This window comes from Syntrophotalea acetylenica (genome assembly GCF_001888165.1).
In the GTDB taxonomy this organism is placed as follows: Bacteria; Desulfobacterota; Desulfuromonadia; order Desulfuromonadales; family Syntrophotaleaceae; genus Syntrophotalea; species Syntrophotalea acetylenica.
Genome location: NZ_CP015455.1, coordinates 346,517 through 362,859, shown reverse-complemented (window position 1 = coordinate 362,859; position 16,343 = coordinate 346,517). Strand labels below are relative to the sequence as shown.

Annotated in this window: 15 protein-coding genes and 2 pseudogenes; 3 read left to right on the top strand and 14 right to left on the bottom strand. The window is 58.7% G+C overall.

All coding sequences use genetic code 11. The annotated features are described in order from the left end of the window. The first annotated feature begins 125 nt into the window (after window positions 1–125). Window positions 126–611 carry an arsenate reductase/protein-tyrosine-phosphatase family protein gene (locus tag A6070_RS01665; protein WP_072286763.1) on the top strand — a complete coding sequence of 162 codons (486 nt, stop codon included), beginning with the start codon at window positions 126–128 and terminating at the stop codon, window positions 609–611. Window positions 612–716: 105 nt separating this feature from the next. On the opposite strand, the gene A6070_RS16405 is transcribed toward A6070_RS01665, so the two are convergent. From A6070_RS16405 to pilM, 10 genes and pseudogenes are all read right to left on the bottom strand, one after another. Continuing rightward, window positions 717–1,124: a type II secretion system protein gene (locus A6070_RS16405; RefSeq protein ID WP_083558622.1), complete on the bottom strand. Its 408-nt coding sequence runs from the start codon at window positions 1,122–1,124 to the stop codon at window positions 717–719. 205 nt (window positions 1,125–1,329) lie between these two features. After that, window positions 1,330–1,860 (bottom strand): hypothetical protein, encoded by a 531-nt coding sequence (locus tag A6070_RS01655; protein WP_072286761.1) that lies wholly within the window; start codon window positions 1,858–1,860, stop codon window positions 1,330–1,332. 5 nt (window positions 1,861–1,865) lie between these two features. Continuing rightward, window positions 1,866–3,092, bottom strand: coding sequence for a type II secretion system F family protein (locus A6070_RS01650; protein ID WP_072286760.1), 1,227 nt, complete (start codon window positions 3,090–3,092; stop codon window positions 1,866–1,868). Continuing rightward, window positions 3,064–4,848, bottom strand: a complete 1,785-nt coding sequence (locus A6070_RS01645) for a GspE/PulE family protein (protein ID WP_072286759.1) — start codon at window positions 4,846–4,848, stop codon at window positions 3,064–3,066. The genes A6070_RS01650 and A6070_RS01645 overlap by 29 nt, the downstream gene beginning before the upstream one ends. A 241-nt stretch (window positions 4,849–5,089) precedes the next feature. After that, window positions 5,090–5,140: a hypothetical protein gene (locus A6070_RS16645; RefSeq protein ID WP_407058538.1), complete on the bottom strand. Its 51-nt coding sequence runs from the start codon at window positions 5,138–5,140 to the stop codon at window positions 5,090–5,092. Window positions 5,141–5,226: 86 nt separating this feature from the next. Next, a pseudogene (gene mshL / locus A6070_RS01640) lies at window positions 5,227–6,375 on the bottom strand (pilus (MSHA type) biogenesis protein MshL); the annotation flags it as partial. Between the two features lie 464 nt (window positions 6,376–6,839). After that, a complete protein-coding gene (locus tag A6070_RS01635; protein WP_072286758.1) occupies window positions 6,840–7,193 on the bottom strand; it encodes a hypothetical protein in 354 nt (117 codons plus the stop codon). A gap of 4 nt (window positions 7,194–7,197) precedes the next feature. After that, entirely contained in the window at window positions 7,198–7,875 is a 678-nt protein-coding gene (locus A6070_RS01630; RefSeq protein ID WP_072286757.1) for a type II secretion system protein GspM, read from the bottom strand. Beyond that, window positions 7,872–8,477, bottom strand: coding sequence for a hypothetical protein (locus tag A6070_RS01625; protein ID WP_072286756.1), 606 nt, complete (start codon window positions 8,475–8,477; stop codon window positions 7,872–7,874). Before A6070_RS01625 ends, A6070_RS01630 begins: the two co-directional genes overlap by 4 nt. Then, a complete protein-coding gene (gene pilM, locus A6070_RS01620) occupies window positions 8,474–9,406 on the bottom strand; it encodes a type IV pilus biogenesis protein PilM (RefSeq protein ID WP_072286755.1) in 933 nt (310 codons plus the stop codon). Before pilM ends, A6070_RS01625 begins: the two co-directional genes overlap by 4 nt. Before the next feature lie 229 nt (window positions 9,407–9,635). On the opposite strand from pilM, the gene A6070_RS15490 reads away from it, so the two are divergent. Continuing rightward, window positions 9,636–9,803: a hypothetical protein gene (locus tag A6070_RS15490; RefSeq protein WP_158514001.1), complete on the top strand. Its 168-nt coding sequence runs from the start codon at window positions 9,636–9,638 to the stop codon at window positions 9,801–9,803. A 27-nt stretch (window positions 9,804–9,830) separates the two neighbouring features. After that, complete coding sequence (locus A6070_RS01615) at window positions 9,831–10,367, top strand: YcbK family protein (protein WP_072286754.1); 537 nt, start codon at window positions 9,831–9,833, stop codon at window positions 10,365–10,367. 172 nt (window positions 10,368–10,539) lie between these two features. On the opposite strand, the gene A6070_RS01610 is transcribed toward A6070_RS01615, so the two are convergent. From A6070_RS01610 to recR, 4 genes and pseudogenes are all read right to left on the bottom strand, one after another. Further along, window positions 10,540–11,130, bottom strand: a complete 591-nt coding sequence (locus A6070_RS01610; protein ID WP_072286753.1) for a GTP-binding protein — start codon at window positions 11,128–11,130, stop codon at window positions 10,540–10,542. A gap of 14 nt (window positions 11,131–11,144) precedes the next feature. After that, complete coding sequence (locus tag A6070_RS01605; protein WP_072286752.1) at window positions 11,145–11,642, bottom strand: roadblock/LC7 domain-containing protein; 498 nt, start codon at window positions 11,640–11,642, stop codon at window positions 11,145–11,147. 257 nt (window positions 11,643–11,899) lie between these two features. Then, window positions 11,900–15,480, bottom strand: a pseudogene (gene nifJ / locus A6070_RS16640) (pyruvate:ferredoxin (flavodoxin) oxidoreductase). 199 nt (window positions 15,481–15,679) lie between these two features. Further along, window positions 15,680–16,279 carry a recombination mediator RecR gene (recR, locus tag A6070_RS01595; protein ID WP_072286750.1) on the bottom strand — a complete coding sequence of 200 codons (600 nt, stop codon included), beginning with the start codon at window positions 16,277–16,279 and terminating at the stop codon, window positions 15,680–15,682. Window positions 16,280–16,343 lie beyond the last annotated feature (64 nt).

Below are 16,343 nucleotides of genomic sequence, written 5' to 3'. Positions count from 1 at the left end.
GGCTGTCGCATCAACCCGCCGCTCTTGACGGGCCCGGGTCCGTAATTTGCAGAAGAAAGGGCCAGGCAACGCGGCACAGACTGCCGGGAAACACTCCCCCGGAGCATACCAAAACGGAGAAGGCCATGATACGCGTACTGTTTCTGGATACCCACGGCTTTTGCCGCGCGCAAATGGCCGCGTGGCTGGCCAACCATTTTCTGCGGGATCGGGTCCACGCCTCGGCCGCCGCGGCCGATGCCGCACCCGTCGATCCACGCCTGATAGCGGTCCTGTCCGAAATCGGCATCGCCGTTACCGACTGCATGACAAAAGCGGAGGAGGACTTCGCCGAAGAAACCTTCGACTATGTAATCACGCTGCTGGGCGACGCCGGGGAAAAGTGCCTGCTCCACGGCGCCACGAGTTACTGCGGGCGCTGCAATGCCGTCTGCCCCCACCTGCAACAGACCAGCCATGGCGGCAGAAGAGTGTACCTTACAGGCGTTTTGGACCCGTCGCGGTCACTGGGAAGCGATGATGAGATCAGGGAAGCCTACCGAAAAGCAAGGGATGAAATCAAAGATGTGCTGGTGCGGTTTTTCAGGGAAGTATCGCTTGACAAACCGTGAAGCGATCGCAACGTACATGCCCGGACAGGCACAATATGGATAGACCGGGTACTTTCGTCCCCCTCCCAGCCGCTCGCCGAACAGCGGGAGGGGGCGCATAACATATCAGGGAGTGACGGGATCGGCGGCCGCCGTGCGGTAAATCTTGAAAGAGGCCGTAATCGATTCATCATTCACATACTTGACTGAGCAATCCCCGACATTTGTGTCTGCTGCAATTGCCGTATCTGCAACGATCTCAAAATTACTATCCAGATCATCGCCTTCGACGCACACCTTTACGTCCTCGCAGCTATTTACCGCAACGACATCGGCCGAGTCCGGATTTGCCTTGTAAAGTGCATAGTTGATGGCTGACGCGGAAGTCAACGCACCGGCAATGCCTTTTGCTGATGCGCGCGCCGCCTCTGCTTCCATGCTGATGAACTTCGGTACGGCGACCGCCCCCAGGATCCCCAGAATTACAATCACCACCACCAGCTCGATCAGGGTAAAACCACTCTGACTTTTCACGTTTCTCTCCTTTGATGTGTTCAAAAACATGGTTAAAAATAAGAAGGCTGGCTTCTGTCCTCGCCTGAAGGACAGCAACAACCCTCCGAAAAGGCTCTCATATAAGCCATATTTTTGACATGTATGGACATAGGATCATATAATTTTCATAAAAAATGCCAAAAACATGCCGTCTTTTTCTAAACCCTGATAAAAATGCCTTCGGTTAATCTGAGTCCCCCCACGCGTAGCTCTCGCACGGTTCAACGACCAGGGGCATGGCGTTTGTGGTGGATGGGTGCGCCCTGCGAAGACACAGGCGAAGCCGCGCCGGTCCGGACAGGGGGCTTTGAAAGCCTTCGGCACAGCGCACCCGATAGATCAGCGTCTTTGTTGCCCGGTCGAAATACCAGGCGCCCGGAGCGACTGCGGCCGGATCCACGTCGTCCGCTGCTCCCCGGTAGCCTTCCGGCGCCAGGCCCGTTTCTGCCGTCAGCAGTGCCGCCGGATTGCCGCACGGCCGGGCATTGCGGCAGGCCCGTTCATTTTCTTTGTGAAATACGGAAGCCAGCAGCACAGCAGTGCGCAGATTGTCGATGGTGGCCTGCACAGCGAACCGCTCGGCTTCGCATTGCAGATGGCGAACCTTGCGCAGAAACACCCCTGTCAGAATCAGAAGGACACAGGCCAGCACACCCCATTCGAACAGCCGCAGGGTCCAGCGGCGCTGATACCGGGAACTTTTGGGCTTCGCCATGCGCCTCAGCCCCCGCGCATGACGCTGGCCATGTTCCACATGGGCAAGAACACGCCCAGAGCCAGCACCAGCACCATGGCGCCGATGATGACGATCAGGATCGGCTCGATGGCGCTGGACAGGCGGCTGATGTCGTATTCAATCCCACGTTCATAGAAGTCGCTGATCTCCAGCAGCATGGTATCGACGGAGCCGGCCTCCTCGCCGACCGCCAGCATCTGCAGCACCAGCGGGGTAAACATCTCGCTGGCGGCGGCGCTGCGCGTCAGGGTATCGCCGTGCTCGACGCCGCGCCGCAGCTTGCCGAGGCGCTGCTGCACGTAACTGTTGCCCACCGCCTGGGCGGTCAGGGTCAGGGACTGGATAAGCGGCATCCCGGCGCCGTAGCCCATGGCGAAACCCCGTGCGAAGCGCACCAGAACAGCCCGATGGATGATGCTGCCAACCACCGGCAGGCGCAGCTTGAACCGGTCCCGGACCATTGCGCCCCGTTCGGTGCGAACCCAGGCGCGCCAGCTGAAAAAGCCGGCGACCAGGGCGATAAGGATGGCCCACCACCAGGACACGGCAAAGTTGGAGATGCCAAGAATGGCGCGGGTCGGCAAAGGCAATTGGGCGCCGTGTCCTCTGAACAGTTTTTCGAAAGCCGGTATGACGAACAGGGTAATGATGGCGATGGCCACGGAGATGGCCACCAGCACAAACGTCGGATAGCGCAGCGCCGCCCGAATCTGGTCGGCGGTCTGCTTCTCGCGGGTCAGATAGGTCGCGACCTCGCTGAACGATGTATCGAGCCGCCCGCTGCTTTCGCCGACCTGAATCATGTTGACCACCAGGGGCGGAAAAACCCCGGGGTGCCGCCGCATCGCCCCGGACAGGTCGCGGCCGCCTTCGAGATCCTCCAGTACCGCTTGCAGGGTCTCCACCATGATCGGCTTGCAGGCCGATTCGGTCATGCCGCGCAGGGCCCGCAGCAGCGGCACCCCGGCCCTGGTGAGGCTGTACATCTGACGACAGAACAGGATCAGGTCTGCGGAGTTGATGCGCCGCCCGCCGAATTGCCAGGTCAAAACCGAAGGCGAAGGGGTGTTGCCGGATTCTTCCGCAATGCGCACCGGCGTCGATCCGTTCGCCAGCAACTGGTCGGCAACCAGTGCGGCGTTTACCGCCTCCATGGTCCCTTCGAGCAGTGCGCCAGCGGCGCTACGTGCCTGGTATCGGAACCGGGGCATGCTCACCATCCTCATTCAGTACATAACCGGCCGGATCGCCGGCAACAGGATCCAGGTCTTCGAGCTGCCCGGAGACACGCAGCACTTCTTCCATGCTGGTGATCCCCTGGCAGGCATAGTCGTAAGCGGCCATGGACAACCCCACAAATCCCGGTTGGCAGCGAGCCAGCCGCGCAAAGCCGGCGCTGTCGCTGCGCCGCAGCGCATCGGCCAGCGGCGTGTCGATCCGCAGCAGCTCAAAAACACCGATGCGGCCGTGATAGCCGGTATTGTGACAGCGGGGACAGCCGGCGCCGCGTCTGAACCGCTGTCCCAGAGACTGTGGCCCGACCATGGCGGCCAGCCAGCTGCGCTGTCCGGCATCGAGAGGATCGTCTTCGACGCAGCTTTCACAGATGCGCCGCACCAGACGCTGGGCCAAAATGGCCAGCAGGGAGCTGCCGACCACAAATCCTTCGGCGCCCATGTCCAGAAGCCGCAGAGCGGTGCTGATGGCATCGTTGGTGTGCAGGGTGGAGAGCACCAGATGGCCGGTCATGGCGGCGCGCAGGCCGATCTGGGCGGTTTCCTGGTCGCGCATTTCGCCGACCATGACGATGTCGGGGTCCTGCCGCAAAGCGGCCCGCAGTATGCGGGCGAAGGACAGATCGATGCGGTGTTGCACCTGCACCTGATTGATGCGCGGCAGGCGGTATTCGACGGGATCCTCGACGGTGATGATCTTCTTGCCGGCGTCGTTGAGGGTATTCAGAGCACCGTACAGCGTGGTGGTCTTGCCGCTGCCGGTCGGGCCGGTAACCAGTACCAGACCGTGGGGCCGCTGAACAAGGGTGCGAAACCGCTGCAGCATGGTGTCCGGCATGCCGATCTGTTCCAGGCTCAACAGGCCGCCGGACTGATCGAGCAGACGCATGACCACCGACTCGCCGTATTGCAGCGGCATGGTCGAGAGGCGGATGTCGATGCTGCGGCCGCGCACGCGGATATTGAAACGCCCGTCCTGCGGCAGGCGCCGTTCGGAGATATCGAGGCCGCTCATCAGCTTCAACCGCGACACCAGCGCCGCGCCGATGCGTTTTTCCTTCATGACCTGCTCATGCAGCAGGCCGTCGATGCGCTGCCGGATGCGCAGCACCGTTTCATCCGGTTCGATATGGATGTCGGAAGCGCCGACCTGCACGGCATCCTCGAACAGGGTATGCAGCAGTCGCACCACCGGCGCGTCCTCGACATCACTGCCCGACAGCAACGACTCCAGGTCGATGCCGCCTTCGCCGAGTTCCTCGCTGAGTTCGCCGGCGATGTGGATGATTTCGTCGGTACGACGGTAGATGCGGTCGACGATATCGAGCAGTTCATCCTCGCCGACCACGGCCAGCTTCACGGGCCGCTTGAGAATGCGCCGCAGCTCGTCGAAAGCGAAAATATCCGTCGGATCGGCCATGCCCACCAGCAGGCCGTCACGCTCCTCCGCCAGCACCAGGGCGCGGAACCGCCGGGCATAGATTTCCGGCAGCAGGCGCACCGTCTCCGACTTGTACTGATAGTGACGCAGATCGATGAAGGGAATCTGCAACTGCTGGCCGAGAAACTTCAGAAAGCCGGTCAGGCTCAGATAACCCAGCTCGACCAGCGTGTGGCCGAGCTTGCTGCCGGTGCGCTTCTGCTCGGCCAGCGCCAGATGCAGCTGTTCCTCGCTGATGATGCCGTGCTGGACCAGAAGCTCGCCGATGCGTATTTTTTTGCGTACCGTCACGTTCTATCCCCATCCGTACCCGTTGCGGCGGCAGTGTCGCCGCAGGGCCTCTACGCCAGAGCCTGCAACCGCTGGCGGACGCAGGCTCGCACGCCGTCGGGCAAACCGCCCCGAGCGAGGGCCCGGTCATAAGCTTGACAGGCCTGCCTTTTTGAACAGAATCCTTCAAGAGCGATGCCAAGCCCCATCCAGCAAATGCCGGCAGCTCAGGGTCTTGCCGCTACCAGCCGCGCCCTCCAACTTAAAGGGCGCCTGTCACTGGACAGGCCGCGCAAAGCGGCCGCCGCGCCATTGCATGTCGAAATCCCGGCCGAGGCTTTTAAAACGCTGCCGGGACGCGTCGAGCGACTGTTCCCAGGTGCCGGGTTCGACGACCATCGGCCGCAGCAGAATCACCAGTTCACTTTTACGCGACACCGACTGGGTCTGACGAAACAGACTGCCGATGCCCGGCAACCGGCCGAGCAGCGGCACGCCCGCGTCACGCTTTTGCACCTGGTCCTTCATCAACCCGCCAATCACCACCACCTGGCCGCTGTCGGCCGAAACGATGCTGTCGGACTCCCGCACCGTGCTGAATGCCAACGGCAGACTCTGCGTCTGGCCGGCGACGGTAATGTTCTTGGTCTGGTCCGTGACTTCGCTGACCGTGGGATGGATATGCAGCGTAACCCGGCCATCCGCATCGATCTGGGGCGTAACATCCAGCGCAATGCCGGAAAAAAACGGCGTCAGCGTGATGTCGGGTGAAGTGGTGGTAGTGGTGCCGGTAACCGTGTCGCTGGAAACATCGGTGACGAAGAATTCGTCGGACCCGACCTTGATCATGGCTTTCTGGTTGTTGACGGTGGCGATCCGCGGGCTGGACAGAACCTGCACATCCCCCTGCGTCTCCAGCAGTTCAATAAAAGCCTGGAAGTTCTTGAAATTCAGAGCAGCGCTGAACACCCCGCCGAAGGCGCCAGAAGCCAGGCCGGAGGCAATGGCTGCACCATCACTGCCAACGACCTCGGCCATGCCGTTATCGGCGAAAATATCACCCCGCGTCTGCCCCACCGTCACGTCACCGCTCATGGCCGTCCAGTTAATGCCGGCCTGATAGCCATCGCCCAGTTCAACTTCGAGAATTTTGGCTTCGAGAATAACCTGACGCCGCAGATTGCCCTGGATGGCGGAAAGATAGCGTTCGATGGTACGCAATTCCTCTGGCAGCGCGCGAACCACTACCACGCCGGCCTGGGGCTGTACAACCACCCGCCGCCCCTCGTCCTGGCCGATCATGGTACGCAGGGCGAGTCCCAGTTCACTCCAGAAATCGGCGCTCGATTCGGTATCGATGCGGCTGCCCGAGACCATGGCGGCGCCATCCTCGCGCCCTCTTCGCCGCGAATCGCTGCCGCTGCTGCCTTCGTCGCTGCCGGCCGTTTCGCTGACCTGGCCGGAACTGACCCTGGTCTGGGACAGCCCCTTGCGCACCAGGTTGAGATAATCGACATGATAGATTCGGGTCTGCAGCGTATCGGGCATGACCTGAAAACCGGTGCGGTTCGCCTGATACTGAAAACCGTGGACATCGCGCAGCACATCCATCACTTCCGGGATGGTTACGCCTTTCATGTCAAGGGATATACTGCCCGAAACCGATGGATGCACCACCATGTTGTAGGGCGTTCCCTCCACCAGCCCCATGAAAAATTCCCGTGCCGGCGTATCCTTGGCGGCCACATCGAAACGCGGTTCCTCGGCAAAGCCATTTTGGTCCGGAGCACCACCCGGCACCGGCTGAAGAAGCGCTGCGGACCCCTCTTCCGGCAACGCCGGAGGGGATTGACGTTGTTCCGCCAACTGGCGGTCAAACTGCTCCAGAGGAAATTCGCCCCGCGGCATGGGAGCGCAACCGCCGAACAAGCACGCGACGGCGAAGCCGGAAAAAATCCAGGGGATGAAATAGTCTGTCCTGATCGTCATCGTTTATCCCATCTATGCACATTTCAAGGGGCCGGATCCAATGGCTGCCTGACGGAACCGGCGATCAGCTCTAATCGAATATTCTGTCCCGCATGCTGCAGCAGGGCGCGTCCGGGTTCAATGGACACCAGCCGCGCACCGTTGATACTGTCGCCAACCCGCACCACCTGTCCATTGATCACCGCCACCTTGCGTTCGGGAGAAATCAGCAGGGAAGTCAGCTGCCATGTGCGCGGCGGACCTTTGCGGTGTACCACAGCGCCGGAAGACAGCGGCGGCCGAGTCGGATCCGGCAACTCTGCCGCCGCCCGGACCGAAGGGAAAAACCCCGGACAGACCAGACAAAACGCCACGCCCAGCGCCGCTATCCACGACATGCGGCTAAACACCTATCCACCTCTTTTCACGACTCAGGGTATGGACCGTCACCATTATTTCGGTTGCCGGATAGGCCCCCACCGTAATTTCAATACTGTCCCAGAACAACTTTCCGGGCATCCGCTCAAGATCCTTCAGGTAATTCATTGCCTGCAGATAGGATCCGGATACGACGATTCGCACCGGATGGCGGTACAGCGTAATGGGCGAGCTCTGCTGGCCGGCCGGTTTTTTTTCCGATACCGACAGCAGATCCTCCGGCGGCAGGTTTTCCAGGCTGACCAGCGTCAATCCCTGCTGCCGCACCAGAATCTGCCTCAGCATCTCCGCCATGTCACGCGGCGGAACCAGGTCGACGGTCATAGCCTTGAGGCGCCCGTCGAGTTCCGTCAACTCCTGCTGCAACTGCTGCTGTTGGGCTCGCTTCTCCCGGTTCGGATCTTCCTTGGCCCGGGCTTCGATCGCCGCGGCCTGGCGATCCAGTTCGGCGAGGGCAGTCTGGAGGCCGGCGATCTCCTCCTGCAGCTGGCGATTCCGAACCGCCCTGGGGTGAAAAAACAGGCTGTCGGCAGCGAACCCCGCCACAACAAGAACCACGATGGCCAGCAGGATTCGCTCCCGAAGACTGCAGCTATCGAGCCAGGCGGCCCACTGTCGGAGTTTCTCTGCGTACGCCTTCATGGCTTCTCCTGTTTGGCGGACTGCAGCAAAAAGTCGACGGTCCCCGGATCCTGCTCGGACCGCTGCAACCGCAGCCGCTCGAACTCCCGCCCCGCATAATCCTGCTGACGGGTAAGCCGCTGCAGATAAAGAGGCACATCGGCCGGCCGGGTGGCGCTCCCCTCCAGCAGCAATTCCTGGCCGCCATCGTCAAAGCGGATGCGGCGCAACCATACGGTCGGCAGGTCCTCCCGTGCCAACCCTTCCATATGCCGGGAAAAACCCTGGCGATTGCCGGGCTGCTCCACGGTCAACAACTCCAGCAGCGCCAGAAGCGCCTGACGTTCCGCCAGCATGGCCTCTACCTTGCCGGCCAGAACGGGATCGGGTACAGGTTGCGGATATTGGCGCCGGTTCGCATCGATACGTTGCAGAGCTTCAACCTGTCTCTGCCGCAGCCGCGTCACCTCGCCCTGGAACCGCACCGTCCGCCAGCCCGCGAGAACACCCGCCAGAAGCCCGCAGACAAACAGGGCAGCCAGTGTCATGGCCATGACCCGGGCGCTAAATGGGATACGTTTTTCGAGCAGCGAAAGCTGGTAAAGATTGACCTGCTGCCTCATGCGCCCTCCCGATCCCTGCGCAATGCGGCACCGACAGCCAGCAGACAGCGGTCGGCAGCTGCCAGATCGAGGCTGTCGCCGCTAAGCAAGTCTGCAAGAACGAAGGGTTTTACAGGGGTGCCGAGTCGGGACTGCAGTTCCTGCAGAAGTCCCTTGACTGGTTCCACGGTGGGGAGAAGATACAGCGCCGCGACAGGGGTTTGCCGAAAGCTGCTTTCATAGAAATCAAGAGATCGCTGGATGTCCAGTGCCAGCAACCCCAGACGCTCCTGAAAATCGGCGTCTTGGGCGGACAGTGCGTCGGTCCCGAAAGGAATGTCCCGGGCCAGCTGCAGGCGACCGGCGCGACACACGATCACCACGCCGCTGTGGACCCCGAGAAAGAGCAGAGACACGCCCCTTTCATCCTCCGGAAGCAAGGTGGCGAGGTTTCGCAGCGACAATTCGGGAATGTCGATGGCTTCGATTTTCAGGCGTGCCTGGCGCATCATCAGGGCCATTTGCCGCACCACTGCCTGCCTGGCAGCGACCACATATGCGTTTTTAGTGCCCTCACGGCGCGCGTCGAGACCCACCCGGAAAACATCGACAACCGCTTCATCAAGTGGAAATTCGATGAGATCCTTGATCTGCCAGCGAACCGCATCCCGCAGTTCGGCATCCGGAACGGCGGGAGGGGCTACCTGAAACAGGCCGTAGGTGTTGAAAGAAAGCACGCCGACGCCGCGGCTTTTCGCCAGGCCCCTGCGCTTGACCTCCTCCTGAAGAAAGGCATCGCAACGACTATCCTCACCCTCCACGAAAGCACAACAGGCCAGATGCGGGCTGTCAATCGCTCCCGTGACATGCACCAGTCCCACGCCACCGACTTCCCGGGAAATCCCCGTCAAACCGCTCGCCGACGTCGAATTTCCGAAAAAGAATTTCAATGTGCCCCCCTGCAGATCCACCCCCCCTGTCAATATGTCGACTCGGGAGGCCCCAACGGCATGCGATCACATAAAGCCCTGCGATTCCTCATTAAACAGCAGAGTTGATGGAATATTATGCACTTTTAGTCATCTCTTCAAGAAAAATCCGGGCTTTTCGTTATTTAGCCTGCCGGCCAGACATTTCTTGTCACCCTTTTAAAAAACATGGAGCCGCATCGCGGACATCATGAAAGGATTTAAAGGCCTGTTACCTAATTGTTTTTTAAGCAAAAACCCTCTGGCAATGGTTTCTTTCCTTTGTTATGCTGAGACGCCTTTTGCAGCGGGCAGCGGCGAAGCCTGCGGCACGCCTTCTGCATCGGGACATCATTTTAACCAGCAGCCCAATCTTTAAATCCTTTACCACGCCCAGAAAACCAAAATGAATCGAAGACAATTTCTAAAAACAAGCCTGGCCGTCACCGGCAGCATGCTTTTGCCCTGGCCGGCACTGGCCAGCCTTGCCGGCACGCCCCGTCGCAGCCTGTCTCTCTACAACACCCATACCGGTGAACACCTTCGTAAAATCGTCTATTGGGAGAATGGAGCATACCTGCCGGAACAGTTGCAGCAGATCAATCACCTGTTGCGGGACCATCGAACCGGCGAAGTCAAAACCATTGACCCGAGGCTGTTTGACATTCTCAACGGACTGCAGAGCAAAACCGCGGGTGACGCACCGTTTGAAATCATTTCCGGCTATCGTTCTCCCGCCACCAACCACAAACTGCAGTCCCACTCCCGGGGCGTGGCCAAAAACAGCCTGCACATGGTCGGACAGGCTATTGATATCCGCCTGCCCGGATACCCCCTCGGCAAACTCCGCAAGGCCGCTATCTCCATGAAACAGGGCGGCGTCGGCTATTATCCGCAATCCAATTTCATTCATCTCGACACCGGCCGCGTGCGCTGCTGGTAATACCGCTGGTTGCTGGCCGCCGGCGGCTATCCCTCTGACCTCACCACCAGAAACGAGGCGCCCGGCATGGCGCTACGCGCCGTGCCGGGCACACCCAAAAAAAAAGCTTGCCGATGTTATCGACAAGCTGAAGTAAAAAACTGAAAGAGAAGCGACGGCTCACCACGGAAGCTCACCGACGTCCTTTTTTAAGCTCCACCAGAATCTGTTTCGCCACCGCCTTGAGCGTTTCAAAAACCCCCTCTCCCGTAAGGGCACAGGCTTCAAAGTCCGGCACATTATCGGGATTGAGCAAATCCTTGAGCTCTTCCAGGGGGGTCTGATTCGGAAGGTCGCGCTTGTTGTATTGAATAACGAAAGGCAGCTTTTCCAGCTGATAGCCCTGTTCTTCAAGGTTGTCCTTCAGATTTTCCATGCTCTCGATATTGGCATCGAGGCGTTCCTCCTGAGAATCGGCGACAAACACCACGCCGTCAACCCCCTTGAGAATAAGTTTGCGAGACGCATCGTAAAAAACCTGGCCAGGCACCGTGTAAAGATGGAACCGGGTCTTGAATCCACGGATATCTCCAAGCGCAAGCGGCAGAAAATCAAAAAACAGGGTCCGCTCGGTCTCGGTGGCAAGGGAGATCATCTTGCCCCGGGCATCGGGAGAGGTCCGCTGATATATCGTCTGCAGATTGGTGGTCTTGCCACACAGACCGGGTCCATAATAGACGATCTTGCAGTTAATTTCACGTGAAGCGTAATTTATAAAAGCCATCCGCTGTCTTCCTGTTACCGAAAGAGATTGTCGATATCGTCATCGGTAATTTCCGCAAAGGGGTTCTGGGGTCCACCGCCCCCGGCTTCCTCCTCTGATTTGCGATCAAGCTCCGCAAGCGTGTGATCAAACTCGTCGCTAGCTTTCCTGACGCGCAAGCGCACCAGGCCCAGGGAACTGCGCTGGTCGAAAATAACGACAAGAATGACCCGTCCGCCGACGATGGAGATATGGATATTGTCCTTCTCCCCTTCATGGAACAGAATGGAAAATTCCTTCTCTCCGATGAGTTTGGCCAACCCTCCGGTCGCGGCGATATTGCCGGCTGTCAGCGATGCCAGGCTCGTTGTGTCCAGATGTTCCGTCTCACCTGTAGCAGCAATCAGTTGTCCATTGCGATCAACCAGAAAAACCGCCTTGGCATTGGATTCGCGCAACAGTTTTCCCGCGATTTCAATGATCTTCTGATATTCCTCATCGTACATGACTAAGGAGGACTGGAAACCTAGCATGCCTCTGCTCCCCGGCTAAATGTCTGAACCAAGCGTTTTTATAGCATCTCTGCCGACAACGATCAAGAATTTTGAATTTTCCCATGATACGGCAAATCACACCGTCACCCACAAAATGCATCAAGGGCGTTGTTGTTCTCGACCGCAGGTGCATGATCTCCTGCAATAATCTGCCCAACAAAAACGTGTTTGTAATCCTGGTCGAAAAAAAAAGCTCCCGGCGGACTCGCCGGGAGCTTTGACGGGAGGGGCCTGACTTACTTGCCGCCGCAATCCGCGGGCATTTCGGACAACTTCCGGTACAGGTCGAAGCGTCTCGCTGTATCCTGATTGGCCTGCGTCATAAGTTTGGCTGCCGCTTCGGGCTGGAGTTTTTTCAGCACCCGATAACGGTTCTCGCTGTAGGCATATTCCTCGAAGGAGATCGTTGGCTCCTTGCTGTCGAGCTGAAGGGGGTTTCTGCCTTTTTCAATCAGCGTCGGATCAAAGCGATACAGAGGCCAGTGCCCTGAAGTCACTGCTTTTTTACAGGCATCGACAGCCTCGGCCATCTTGATGCCATGGGCGATGCAGTGGCTGTAAGCGATAATCAGTGACGGACCGTCATAGGCTTCGGCCTCCAGAAAAGCCTTGACGACCTGGGCTGGATTGGCCAGGGAGACCTGGGCGACATAAATATTGCCGTAGGTCATCGATATCATGCCGAGGTCCTTCTTGGGCATACGCTTGCCGCCGGCGGCAAACTGGGCCACGGCCCCCAGGGGGGTAGCCTTGCTGGCCTGCCCACCGGTATTGGAATAAACTTCCGTGTCGAGAACCAGAGCATTGACATTGCGACCGGAAGCCAGGACATGATCGAGACCGCCATAGCCGATATCGTATGCCCAGCCATCACCGCCGATCAACCATACGGATTTCTCGACCAGATAATCGGCGATCGAGTGCAACTGCACGGCTTCTTCCCTGTCGCAACCCTTGAGGATCTCCTTCAATTGAGCAACGCGCTTGCGCTGCTCCTCGATTCCCTCCTGGGTCGACTGGTCAGCCGCCTTGATTTCAGCCATCAGGGCCTTGGCGGCAGCGCAGCTTTCACTGGCACAGTCCATGATCCTGTCCAGCAGCTCCAGGGCGTAGGCCTTGAACTTGTCCACAGCCAGCCGCATGCCGTATCCGAACTCGGCGCAATCTTCAAACAGGGAATTGTTCCAGCTCGGACCGAGACCGTCCTTGCGCACCGTCCAGGGAGTGGTCGGCAGGTTGCCACCGTAGATGGAAGAGCAGCCCGTAGCGTTGGCCGCCAACAGGCGATCACCGAACAACTGTGAAAGAAGCTTCACGAAAGGAGTCTCCCCGCAACCGGCGCAGGCCCCCGAGAATTCAAACATGGGCGGCAGCAGCTGGCTGCCCTTGACCGTGGCCCGGTTGATCAAGGAAGGATCGGTATCGGGCAGATCGAGGAAGAAGTCCCAGTTGACGGCTTCCTGCTCACGCAGCGGCGGCTGGAAAGCCATGTTGATAGCCTTCACGGAAGGATCGTCCTTGCTTCGGGCCGGGCAGTTGTGCACACAGGCACCACAACCGGTACAATCCTCGGGCGCCACCTGCAGGGAGAATCTGAGACCTTCCATGCCCTTGCCCTTGGCCTCGCAGGATTTGAAGGTCTCCGGCGCACCATCCAGCAGCTCGGGAGCATACACTTTCATGCGAATGGTCGCGTGGGGGCAGACAAAAGAGCAGATGCCACACTGCACGCAGAGCTCCGGCTGCCATACGGGGATATTGATGGCGATGTTGCGTTTTTCATATTGGGAAGTCGCCACGGGGAAGGTACCGTCGGCCGGCATGGCGGAAACCGGCAACTCATCGCCCTTGCCTGCGATGATTTCCGCGGTTACAGCCTGAACGAAAGCCGGCGCGTGGGGACCGACGGGGGGCTTCATCGCCAGGCCGCTGTCGGCGCGGGACGGCACTGTAACCTCGGCCAGATTGGCCAGAGCGACATCGACCGCCTGATAGTTCATGTTGACGACTTTTTCCCCGCGCTTGCCATAACTCTTGACGATGGCATCCTTGATCTGCGCAACGGCCGTCTCCAGGGGATGATGTTGGATATGGCGAAAAAAGCGGTCTGCATGATCACGTTGATGCGAGGTCCGAGACCGATTTCATTGCCCAGACGAACCCCATCGATAACATAGAATTTCAGCTTTTTATCGATGATTGCCTGCTGCACTTCGCTGGGCAGGTGCTGCCAGATTTCATCCTTGCCATAAGGGCTGTTGAGCAGGAAGGTGGCACCGGGTTTGGCCTTGCCGAGCATGTCATATTTCTCCAGGAAGGAGAAATTATGGCAAGCCACGAAATCGGCGCTGTCGATAAGGTACGGCGCCCGGATGGTCTCTTTCCCGAAACGCAGGTGACTGGTGGTGATACTACCGGCCTTCTTGGAATCGTAGACAAAATAGGCCTGCACCTTGTTGTCGGTGGTTTCGCCGATAATTTTAATGGAGTTCTTGTTGGCGCCGACCGTGCCGTCCGATCCGAGGCCATAGAACACCGCCGAATAAAGACCGTCATGGGACAGCTTGAAATCCGGATCGACAGTCAGGCTGGTGCCGGTGACGTCATCGACAATACCCACAGTGAAATGATTTTTCGGCCGGTCCTGGGACAGATTGTCGAATACCGCCTTGGCCAGGGCGGGGGAAAACTCCTTGGAGCCGAGGCCGTAACGTCCGCCGACGATCACCGGATAATGCGAAAACGCTGCCAGCCCATCGCTCATGGCCTCTCCAACGGCGGTACGCACAGCCTGATAAAGCGGCTCGCCGAGAGAACCGGGTTCCTTGGTACGATCGAGCACGGCGATTTTCCGGACGGTCGCAGGAAGGGCCCGGGCAAATGCCTCCGTAGGGAACGGCAGGAAAAGGCGTACCTTCAAAACGCCGATCTTTTCTCCCCTGGCATTCAGATATTCAACCAGTTCGTGAACGGTATCGGCACCGGAGCCCATCACCACCACCACGCGCTCGGCATCAGGAGCGCCGACATAGTCGACCAGCGAATACTGGCGCCCCACGTGCCTGGCAAACTTGTCCATCTGGGCCTGAAGAATGCCCGGCACCTTGTCATAGTAGGCGTTGACGGTTTCCCGACCCTGGAAATAAACATCCGGGTTCTGGGACGTTCCGCGTATTTTCGGGCGGTCGGGCGACAGGGCGCGATCGCGATGGGCGTGCACCAGCTTATCGTCGATCATGAAGCGCATGTCGTCCATGGTCAGTTCTTCAACCTTCTGCACCTCGTGAGAGGTGCGGAATCCATCGAAGAAGTGCAAAAACGGCACCCGCGCTTCCAGCGTTGCGGCCTGGGCGATCAGGGCAAAATCCATGACCTCCTGCACGTTGTTGGCGGCAAGCAGCGCCCATCCGGTGGAGCGGGTGGACATGACGTCGGAGTGATCTCCGAAAATCGACAGCGCCTGGCAGGCAATGGCGCGAGCCGAAACATGAAAAACCGTCGGCGTCAGCTCCCCGGCAATTTTGAACATATTGGGGATCATCAGCAGAAGGCCCTGGGACGCGGTAAAGGTCGTGGTCAGGGCACCAGCCTGCAAGGCGCCATGCACGGCGCCCGACGCACCACCTTCGGATTGCAGCTCCACCACATCGGGAATGGTGCCCCAGATGTTGGTTTCATGCAGAGCGCTCTTGGCGTCGGAGATCTCTCCCATATTGGACGAGGGCGTAATCGGGTAAATAGCAATAACTTCGTTGGTGGCATGCGCGACATGCGCCGCCGCCGTATTGCCATCGATCGTCACCATTTTTCGTGACATTGTTTCCTCCTTGTGGATCATCTCGATCTTTTAATGCTGTCTCTCTATCTTCTCTGAATATGCTTTTCCGGGCACATCTTGTATTCTTCAATTCCCGCCTGAACCAACGGCACAGCGGGGTACGTTTTACTTGCCAGAACAGAGGTAGAGAACCCTCGTTCGCCCTTTCCCATGCAAAACATTTGCCTGTTCCGCGCGGTCAGAGCTCCCGACGACCTTCCACAGCATGGTTTACGGTCGCCTCATCCACATATTCCAGATCGCTGCCGAGGGGGATGCCATGGGCCAGACGGGTTACGCGGATGCCCAGCGGCCTTATCAGATTTGCCAGATAAAGCGCGGTAGCCTCGCCCTCTACATCGAAATTGGTTGCCAGCAGCACCTCCTTGACGGTGCCTTGCTGCAACCTGTCCAGCAATGCGTCAATCTTTAAATCATCCGGACCAATGCCATCCAGAGGGGAAAGAGAACCATGCAAAACATGGTATCGACCCCGGTAGGAACGACTGCGTTCGATGGCCATAACGTCCTGAGGCTCTTCGACCACGCAGAGCAGATGATCATCTCGGCCCATATCGGTACACAATGGACAGGGATCTTCTTCAGTAAAATGAAAACAACGCGAGCAAAACCGGGTTCTTTCCTTCAACTCCCGAATGGCATCAGCCAGCGCGCAAGCATCGTCCAAAGGCCGCCGCAAAATGTAAAGCGCCAATCTGGCAGCGGTTTTTCTGCCGATACCGGGCAATTTGGAAAGCTCGACGACGAGTCTGTTAAACGATGGGGTAAATTTTACCATGTCGATTAAGGTTATGGCAACGGGTTTTGAAATAACGTTCTATTGTTTTTTCGGGATAAAAAAA